Origin of the sequence: Burkholderia anthinoferrum, from assembly GCF_002925705.1 — a bacterium.
Taxonomy (GTDB): Bacteria; Pseudomonadota; Gammaproteobacteria; order Burkholderiales; family Burkholderiaceae; genus Burkholderia; species Burkholderia semiarida.
The window spans coordinates 1-1,130 of the sequence record NZ_LFZP01000100.1; the positions used below are offsets into that span (position 1 = coordinate 1).

Below are 1,130 nucleotides of genomic sequence, written 5' to 3' on the forward strand. Positions count from 1 at the left end.
CGTAGCATGTTGACGTCAACGGAACGGGAGACGTCAGCATGGCGATGGGACGACCGAAGGCGGAACTGGTGCTGAGCGAAGACGAGCGTTCGCAACTGATGTCGATCGCGCGTTCTCGCTCGATTTCGGCTGCGCTGGTCTCGCGGGCGCGTATCGTGTTGGCGGCCGCGGACGGCGAGCCCAACAGCGCGATCGCGCAGCGCCTGCAACTCACGCGTGCCACGGTGGGCAAGTGGCGTCTGCGGTTTCTGGAGCAGCGAATCAACGGACTCTACGATGAAGTACGTCCCGGCAAGCCGCGTACCATCGACGACGAGCGGTTGGCCCAACTGATTCACAAGACCCTGCACACGAAGCCGGCAGATGGATCCACTCATTGGAGTGTGCGCACGATTGCCGCCGAAACCGCCATCTCGCCGACAAGCGTGCACCGTTACTTCAAACTGCTGGGCCTGCAGCCGCACCGAAGTGAAAGCTTCAAGCTCTCGACCGATCCGTTCTTCATCGAGAAACTGCGCGATGTGGTCGGCTTGTATCTGAGTCCACCGGAGAACGCGCTGGTGCTGTGCGTGGACGAGAAGAGTCAATGTCAGGCGCTCGAGCGTACACAACCCATGCTGCCGATGGGTTTCGGCTACGTCGAAGGCGTTACTCACGACTACGTCCGTCATGGCACCACGACGTTGTTTGCCGCCCTGAATGTCCTCAATGGCGCCGTGCTCGCTACCTGCAAGCCGCGCCATCGACATCAGGAATTCCTGTCGTTTCTGCGCGAAATCGACAAGGCCGTGCCAGCCGAACTCGACGTGCACTGCATCGTCGACAACTACGGCAGTCACAAGCATCCGAAGGTCAAGGCGTGGCTGGCGGCACGCCCCCGCTGGCATATGCATTTCATTCCCACCTACAGTTCGTGGCTCAACCAGGTCGAACGCTTCTTTGCGTTGATCACCGACAAGGCGATTCGTAGAGGCTCGTTCGGCTCGGTCAAACAACTGGTCAAGCGAATCGATCAATTCGTCTCCCACTACAACGAAAACTGCAAACCGTTCGTCTGGACCGCGTCAGCCGATTCCATCCTCGAAAAGCTGCATCGACTTTGCTCGCGAATCAGCGGAACAGGACACTAG

At 59.3% G+C, this 1,130-nt stretch carries 1 protein-coding gene; it reads left to right on the forward strand.

What is annotated here, in order from left to right; genetic code table 11:
* Window positions 1–38: 38 nt before the first annotated feature.
* Complete coding sequence (locus tag C5F75_RS36080) at window positions 39–1,130, forward strand: IS630 family transposase (RefSeq protein ID WP_059625722.1); 1,092 nt, start codon at window positions 39–41, stop codon at window positions 1,128–1,130.